8 protein-coding genes are annotated in these 7,196 nt (G+C 60.7%); 2 read left to right on the top strand and 6 right to left on the bottom strand.

The annotated features are described in order from the left end of the window. Window positions 1-167 precede the first annotated feature (167 nt). The 6 genes from HZR81_RS22855 to HZR81_RS22830 all read right to left on the bottom strand — a co-directional run bounded on the left by HZR81_RS22855 (window position 168) and on the right by HZR81_RS22830 (window position 3,357). Window positions 168-1,469 (bottom strand): cyclic di-GMP phosphodiesterase, encoded by a 1,302-nt coding sequence (locus tag HZR81_RS22855; protein WP_198809711.1) that lies wholly within the window; start codon window positions 1,467-1,469, stop codon window positions 168-170. Between the two features lie 117 nt (window positions 1,470-1,586). Then, window positions 1,587-1,967: a hypothetical protein gene (locus HZR81_RS22850; RefSeq protein ID WP_001054412.1), complete on the bottom strand. Its 381-nt coding sequence runs from the start codon at window positions 1,965-1,967 to the stop codon at window positions 1,587-1,589. Further along, entirely contained in the window at window positions 1,964-2,290 is a 327-nt protein-coding gene (locus HZR81_RS22845; RefSeq protein WP_047883117.1) for a hypothetical protein, read from the bottom strand. Before HZR81_RS22845 ends, HZR81_RS22850 begins: the two co-directional genes overlap by 4 nt. Before the next feature lie 23 nt (window positions 2,291-2,313). Beyond that, window positions 2,314-2,649: a hypothetical protein gene (locus HZR81_RS22840; RefSeq protein WP_000741275.1), complete on the bottom strand. Its 336-nt coding sequence runs from the start codon at window positions 2,647-2,649 to the stop codon at window positions 2,314-2,316. Window positions 2,650-2,663: 14 nt separating this feature from the next. Further along, window positions 2,664-2,999 (bottom strand): helix-turn-helix domain-containing protein, encoded by a 336-nt coding sequence (locus HZR81_RS22835; RefSeq protein ID WP_001172026.1) that lies wholly within the window; start codon window positions 2,997-2,999, stop codon window positions 2,664-2,666. Then, the gene (locus tag HZR81_RS22830) at window positions 2,980-3,357 is read right to left on the bottom strand and encodes a type II toxin-antitoxin system RelE/ParE family toxin (protein WP_003151133.1); all 378 of its coding nucleotides are present in this window, start codon (window positions 3,355-3,357) and stop codon (window positions 2,980-2,982) included. The genes HZR81_RS22835 and HZR81_RS22830 overlap by 20 nt, the downstream gene beginning before the upstream one ends. A gap of 191 nt (window positions 3,358-3,548) precedes the next feature. On the opposite strand from HZR81_RS22830, the gene HZR81_RS22825 reads away from it, so the two are divergent. After that, window positions 3,549-4,151 carry a recombinase family protein gene (locus HZR81_RS22825; RefSeq protein WP_010465829.1) on the top strand — a complete coding sequence of 201 codons (603 nt, stop codon included), beginning with the start codon at window positions 3,549-3,551 and terminating at the stop codon, window positions 4,149-4,151. Further along, window positions 4,135-7,164, top strand: a complete 3,030-nt coding sequence (locus HZR81_RS22820; RefSeq protein WP_047883118.1) for a Tn3 family transposase — start codon at window positions 4,135-4,137, stop codon at window positions 7,162-7,164. Before HZR81_RS22825 ends, HZR81_RS22820 begins: the two co-directional genes overlap by 17 nt. Window positions 7,165-7,196 lie beyond the last annotated feature (32 nt).

The following is a 7,196-nucleotide window of genomic DNA, read 5'->3' as shown; positions in this document are numbered from 1 at the left end:
GGGGATGTAAGCCGGAACCCCAGAAATTTCCGTCACCCTAGTTGGGTGGGCTCAACACTCGTGTCACCAGCTACCTTCTGGAGAATCGAGCTCGGCCATCCCTCCCTGGACGGGCATCGCTCGACGATGTTCAACGGCTCCCTCACGGGGCCGTCGTTTTGTGGGGGCTATTCCATCCACAAGTCGTCGAGGTTCTTGAAGTTCCAGAGCGTCGGGTCTTCGGGGCCAGTGATACTGTCCTTGCAACTCGTGGCCGCCAGGTCGATGGTCTGCATCGGGATCGGCTCTCTCGAGCGTAGCGAGAAGAACACGCGAACCTTGGGAGTCAGCAGTGATTCCATTCCCGGCTCAACGACAACGGCCAGACGCTGAGAGGACAGGCGAACCAAGGAGCCGACGGGGTAGATGCCCACGGCCTTGACGAAGGCGTGGAAGATGCGTTTGTCGAAATGGCCCTCCCACTTGGCCATCTGCCGCATCGCCGCGGACGGGTCCCACGGCTTTTTGTAGGCTCGCTCCGACGTCACGGCATCATAGACGTCGCAGATTGCGCCCATGCGGGCCAGGAGTGAAATGGCGTCACCGGCCAAGCGATCCGGGTAGCCGGTTCCGTCGATCTTCTCGTGATGGTGCAGGGCAATGTCCACCACCCCGGGCTCGGCCCCGCCTGCGCGCAGCATCTTTGCGCCCTCCACAGGGTGGCGCTTCATGATGGCGAACTCGGCATCGGTGAGCTTGCCTGGTTTGTTAAGCACTTCCAGCGGCATCGCGGCCTTGCCTAGGTCGTGCATCAGTCCGCCGATGCCAGCCAGGCGCGTTTGCTCCTCGTCTAGATCGAGATGCCGGGCCAGCGATAGCATCAGGGCGCAGACGGCAACCGAGTGCAGGTAGGTGTAATCGTCGTGCGTTTTGATGCGTGCGACGCTGATGAGGGCATGAGGTTGGCGCAGCACCGAGGCAGCGATTTCTCCGACCAGCGGCAACGTCGTGCTTGGGTCGACGGCCTTGCCAAGCCGGGCTTCCTGGAACATGTCCATGACTTGGGACTTGGCCGCAAGACAGAGTTTCCGTGCATAACACATTTCGCTCTCCATTGAGGTTGCGCCGTCACTTTTCTTGCTTAGTGGACTAGACGGCAGAGATTGCTCCTCCGACAATTCTCTGGGCTCTGGGCTCTGGGCTCTGGGCTCTGGGCTCTCTGGGCTCTCTGGGCTCTCTGGGCTCTCTGGGCTCTCTGGGCTCTCTGGGCTCTCTGGGCTCTCTGGGCTCTCTGGGCTCTCTGGGTCGACTTGGCTTTTGGCCAAGTCGACCCAGACCTCCCCGACGCCACATTCTCGAATGGCAGAGAGATCCTGAGGCTCGGTCAGCAGGAAGCTGCCGCGCCAGAATGGGTGTCGAACCCAAGAGCCGGCGAGCTTGTGGATGTACATGCCGAGACGAAGCTCGGATACGGGAATGCGTTTTACCAACTTATTTTCCTTTCTGAGTTGGGTGGTTAGGCGTGCGCCGAGGCTGGCACCCAGCGGTAGAGCGGAGGTAAGGTCACGCCAAGATTCTTGGATCAGCCGGAACCGCCGAAATTTCCGTCAGCCGATCAACATGGCTTTGTCTCGCGCTCGGTCGATGCGTTCCTGCATCGCCTGCATGACTTCTTCGTGGGTGTACGACTTGGCGTTGGGGTCGTCGGCCTCTCGGAGAGCTTCCTCGACCTCGCGGGTCATCCGCGCATATTCTTCCGGCCACAGCGCTTGCTCCATGCGCAGCGACGCCTGCCCAAGCAGGTGCAGCAGGCCGAACAGCCGCATGTCATTGGTGGCGACGACGTGCTCTCGAATCCGCTCCTGGATCACCTCGCAGGCCCGATGCGCCTCTGGCGTCGCCGTGCCCTCGTAGCCGGCTGGGAGTTCTGCTTCTTCAGCGATTCGCGCCCAAGCGATAGCCAGCGCCTCGATGGTGGACAGGTTCATTTGCTCATCCACTTGCGCAGCAGACGCTTTTTCAGGGAGGCGCGCTCTTGCGGATTGCGTCCCTTGTGGTTGGCAATGCGATCCGCCGTGGCGGCCTGGCGCTTGATGGGCCAGTAGGAGCGGCCATCCTTACCCATCGACCAGACGTTGCTGACCTGGTTTTCCAGTAGAGGCAGATGGGCGCATAGAGCTTTCGGCGACGCGCTGGCCAGCGCGGTGCGCTCGTGGGTTCGCCAGCGCTGATGCCAGAGTTTCTTGTCCTCGCGCTCGCTACGGCAGGTCGTGTGCCCAACGATGGGCGTTTTGCGGCGGCTGCGGCTCATGATGTGGTTGTCTCCAAGAACATTCAGGACAGGCTTTCTGGGTAGAGCGCCGTCAACCGGGACAGGGTTTCTTGCACTTGTTCCAGCGAGGTCATCAGATGATCAACCTGATCCTGAAGATCCACGGCGAGATCAAATAGCTCAGCCACTCGGCTGCGTGATCCCTCGTTGAACGCGGCCATTGCCAGTTGATGCAGCTTCAACAGGTCGGTGCGCAGTTGCGGAGGTGCGCCGTCTGCGCTGTCATTCAAATCGCCGCGCAGCACGTCCACGGCATCGACTGCACGCAGCAGTGCCGTGGTATCGAAATTCTCGGGAGTCAGTTCGTCCCATTCGTCGTCGGTGATGCGGGCTGCCATCAGGAGGGCTCCGATTAAGCGGTTGCGAGCGTTAGATGCCCGATCGGCTCGGCTGCTGGCCGTACCTTGATTTCGATGTCGTAGCCGAGGCGATTCAGACAATCCATCAGCTTGCGTTCGGATAGATTGGTGAAGTCGCCGCGCATCATGCCCGACACCTTCGGTTGCGGGATGCCCATGCGTTTGGCCGCCGCTTGTTGAGTCAGCCCAAGGGCGCGCATGGCCCTCCTGATCTCGACCACCAGGCCGGTCTTGATCTTGAGCTTTTCAGCGTCAGGCAGTCCAAGGTCGGCAAAGACGTTGCCCGAGCTGCGCTGAACCTCGACGCCTTCAATGATTCGTTTTTGCATTTCGTAGCTCCTGTGCCAATACCTCGGCCACCTTCAGCCGAGCGCGGATGATGTCCATGTCGGCCTTTGGCGTGGCGATTCCGCTCTTGCTCTTCTTCTGGAAGCAGTGCAGGACGAACACCGCTTCCGCAAACTTGACCGTGTATACCGCTCGATAGGTGCCGCCGGCATCGTCTTCGACGACCTCCAGCACGCCGGCACCACCGAACCCCTTGAGCACCTTTGCTGCGTCATCCTGATCGCCTATCTGCGCCAACGAGAGCGCGTAACCGAAACGGCGACGCACGTCGGACGGCAACGCCATCAAATCCTTGTGGCTGCTCGCGATCCATTCGAGCGGTTTTTCTTTGTTTGTCATGACGGAATTTTATACCTGTTCAGGTAATGATGTAAACGCGGCAACCTCAAGGAGGTGTCGTAAAACATTTGTTTTGCGACAGGCTGTCAGCCGCCGCTGTGCTACCTGTGCAACACCCCCTCAAAAATGTACGGAAAACTCTATCGCTATTCACTATTATGCGGAAACCTGTTTTTGATGGTTATCCGCCTATGTTGGTTGGCTACATGCGCGTGTCGTCGGACTCCGACCGCCAGAGCACGGACTTGCAGCGCGACGCGCTGCTCGCCGCCGGCGTCGATCCGCGTCACCTGTTTGAGGATCGTGCCTCTGGCGCGAAGGATGACCGTGCCGGCTTGGCGCGGGCGCTTGAGTTCGTTCGAGCCGGCGATGTGCTGGTGGTGTGGAAACTCGACCGGCTCGGTCGCTCGCTGTCGCACCTGCTCGCCATTGTGACTTCGCTCAAGGACAAGCGGGTGGCGTTCCGCTCGCTGACAGAGAACCTGGACACTACGACGCCCTCGGGCGAATTCCTGTTCCAGGTGTTCGGTGCGCTCGCGCAGTACGAGCGCGCCTTGATTCAGGAGCGCGTCGTCGCGGGCTTGGCCGCCGCACGCAAACGCGGCCGGATCGGCGGCCGGCCGCAGGCGATCACTGGTGAGAAGCTGGACGCCATCGTCGCCGCGCTCGATGGCGGCATGTCTAAGGCGGCGGTGTGCCGCAACTTCAATGTCAAGCGCACTACGTTGATCGAAACATTGACGCGAGCAGGTTGGCGTGGTGCGGGAAGGACGGTCGATGAGCAACAAGAATAAGCTACTCACCGTCTTTTCTGACGCAGAGCAGGAAGCCTTGTACGGCCTACCGGACTTCGACGATGCTCAGCGGCTGGAATACCTGGCGTTGACCGAATCTGAACTGGCGTTCGCCAGCAGCCGGCCTAGCCTGCAGGCCCAAGTCTATTGCGTCTTGCAGATCGGCTACTTCAAGGCCAAGCATGCTTTCTTCCGCTTCGATTGGCATGAGGTCGAGGACGATTGCGCCTTCGTGCTGAGTCGCTATTTCCACGGCGAAGCGTTCGAACGCAAGGCGATCACCAAGCATGAGCACTACAGCCAGAGGGGTCAGATCGCCGAACTGTTCGGCTACCGGTCGTGGGCGGCTAGCTTCCTGCCGCAACTGGCACAGCAGGCTGAACAGATCGTGCGGCGCGACGTAATGCCAGGATTCGTGGCCGCCGAACTGATCGTTTGGCTCAGCGAGCACAAAATCATCCGGCCCGGCCACACCACCTTACAAGAGCTGGTCAGTGAAGCCCTGTCCACCGAACGCAGGCGCTTGGGCGGCTTGCTGGCAGAAGTGTTGGACGAATCGGCCAAAGCTGCGCTGGGCCAGCTCCTGGTGCGTGACGACACCCTGTCTCAACTGGCAGCGCTCAAGCAGGACGCTAAAGATTTCGGCTGGCGTCAGATGGCAGGGGAGCGCGAGAAGCGCGCCACGCTGAAGTCCTTGCACGGGATCGCCAAGGCGCTGCTGCCCAAGCTCGGCATCTCGCAGCAGAACCTGCTGTACTACGCGAGCTTGGCGAACTTCTATACCGTCCATGACCTGCGCCACCTGAAGGCGGAGCAGACCCGGCTCTACCTGCTGTGCTATGCCTGGGTACGTTACCGGCAGCTCACCGACAACCTGGTCGACGCGATGGCCTTCCACATGAAAAAACTTGAGGACGAGAGCCGCACGGGTGCGAAACAGTCCTTTGTCGCCGAACAGCTGCGACGCCATCAGGAAACGCCACAGGTTGGCCGCCTGCTGTCGCTGTACGTGGACGACAGCGTGGCCGATCCGACGCCGTTCGGCGAGGTGCGCCAACGCGCCTACAAAATCATGTCCAGGGAATTGCTGCAAAACACGGCGCAGCGCATGAGCGTCAAGCCACTGAACAAACTGGCGCTGCACTGGCAGGCGGTGGACGGCCTGGCCGAACGCATTCGACGCCATCTACGGCCGCTGTACGTCGCGCTCGACTTCGCCGGCACGGCCCCCGATAACCCATGGCTCGCGGCGCTGACTTGGGCCAAGAGCGTGTTCGCCAAGCAGCAGCGCCTATCACAACGGCCACTCGACGAATGTCCGGCGGCAACGCTGCCGAAACGCTTGCGTCCGTACCTGCTGATGTTCGATGCCGAAGGCACGCCGACAGGCCTGCATGCCGATCGTTACGAATTCTGGCTTTACCGTCAGGTCAGGAAACGCTTCCAGGCGGGCGAGCTCTACATTGACGACAGCTTGCAGCACCGGCATTTGTCCGACGAGTTGGTTTCGATGGACGAGAAAGCCGCCGTGCTCGCGCAGATGGACATCCCCTTCCTGCGGCAGCCGGTCAGTGCCCAGCTCGATGCACTGGCGGCCGAGTTGCGTGCGCAATGGGTGGCGTTCAATCGCGAGCTGAAACAGGGCAAGCTGACGCACCTGGAATACGACAAGGACACGCAGAGACTGACCTGGCGCAAGCCCAAGGGGGAGAACCAGAAGGCGCGCGAGCAAGCTCTCTACGAGCAACTGCCATACTGCGATGTCGCCGACGTGTTTCGCTTCGTCAACGGCCAGTGCCAGTTCCTGTCGGCGCTGACACCATTGCAGCCACGCTATGCGAAGAAGGTAGCCGACGCCGACAGTCTGATGGCGGTGATCATTGCCCAAGCCATGAACCACGGCAACCAGGTTATGGCACGTACCAGCGACATCCCGTACCACGTCCTGGAGAGTACCTACCAGCAGTACCTGCGCCAGGCGACGCTACTTGTGGCCAACGATTGCATCAGCAACGCCATCGCCGCACTGCCGATCTTCCCGCATTACTCGTTCGACCTCGATTCGTTGTACGGTGCCGTTGATGGGCAGAAATTCGGCGTCGAGCGACCAACTGTGAAGGCGCGCTACTCGCGCAAATATTTCGGCCGCGGCAAGGGCGTCGTCGCCTACACGCTGCTGTGCAATCACGTGCCGTTGAACGGCTACCTGATAGGCGCACACGAGTACGAGGCTCACCACGTGTTCGACATCTGGTACCGCAACACGTCGGACATCGTGCCGAGCGCGATCACCGGCGACATGCACAGCATCAACAAGGCCAACTTCGCCATCCTGCACTGGTTCGGACTTCGTTTCGAGCCGCGCTTCACCGACCTCGACGACCAGTTGCAGGAGCTGTATTGCGCCGATGATCTGGCATTGTACGAGAAATGCCTGATCCGGCCGGCTGGCCAGATCGACCGGCAACTCATCGTCGGTGAGAAGGCGAACATCGACCGAATCGTCGCCACACTGGGCCTGAAGGAAATGACGCAGGGCACGCTGATCCGCAAGCTGTGCACCTATACGGCGCCGAACCCGACGCGGCGCGCAATCTTCGAGTTCGACAAGCTCATCCGCAGTATCTACACACTGCGCTACCTGCGCGACCCGCAACTGGAGCGTAATGTTCACCGCTCGCAGAACCGCATTGAGTCCTATCACCAGCTACGCTCGACCATCGCCCAAGTCGGTGGGAAGAAGGAATTGACCGGCCGCACCGACATCGAAATCGAGATCAGCAACCAGTGCGCCAGGCTGATCGGCAACGCGATCATCTTCTACAACTCGGCGATCCTGTCCCTGCTGCTGACGAAGTACGAGGCAGCTGGCAATGCCAAGGCGCTGGCGTTGATCACGCAGATGTCGCCAGCGGCCTGGCGGCACATCCTGCTGAACGGGCATTACACATTCCAGACTGACGGCAAGTTCATCGACCTGGATGCGCTCGTGGCGGGACTGGAGCTGGGCTGACGGAAATTTCTGGGATTCCGGCGTACAACCCC

The organism is Pseudomonas sp. LM13, from assembly GCF_041381355.1.
In the GTDB taxonomy this organism is placed as follows: domain Bacteria; phylum Pseudomonadota; class Gammaproteobacteria; order Pseudomonadales; family Pseudomonadaceae; genus Stutzerimonas; species Stutzerimonas frequens.
The sequence above is the reverse complement of the archived record's forward strand: the minus strand, read 5'-3'. Positions and strand labels throughout refer to the sequence as shown.

Bases quoted from the DNA above. Each gene is read 5' to 3' on its own strand.
- HZR81_RS22840 (WP_000741275.1), bottom strand. From the start codon at position 2,649: ATGGCAGCCCGCATCACCGACGACGAATGGGACGAACTGACTCCCGAG.
- HZR81_RS22850 (WP_001054412.1), bottom strand. From the start codon at position 1,967: ATGAACCTGTCCACCATCGAGGCGCTGGCTATCGCTTGGGCGCGAATC.
- HZR81_RS22845 (WP_047883117.1), bottom strand. From the start codon at position 2,290: ATGAGCCGCAGCCGCCGCAAAACGCCCATCGTTGGGCACACGACCTGC.
- HZR81_RS22830 (WP_003151133.1), bottom strand. From the start codon at position 3,357: ATGACAAACAAAGAAAAACCGCTCGAATGGATCGCGAGCAGCCACAAG.
- HZR81_RS22835 (WP_001172026.1), bottom strand. From the start codon at position 2,999: ATGCAAAAACGAATCATTGAAGGCGTCGAGGTTCAGCGCAGCTCGGGC.
- HZR81_RS22820 (WP_047883118.1), top strand. From the start codon at position 4,135: ATGAGCAACAAGAATAAGCTACTCACCGTCTTTTCTGACGCAGAGCAG.
- HZR81_RS22825 (WP_010465829.1), top strand. From the start codon at position 3,549: ATGTTGGTTGGCTACATGCGCGTGTCGTCGGACTCCGACCGCCAGAGC.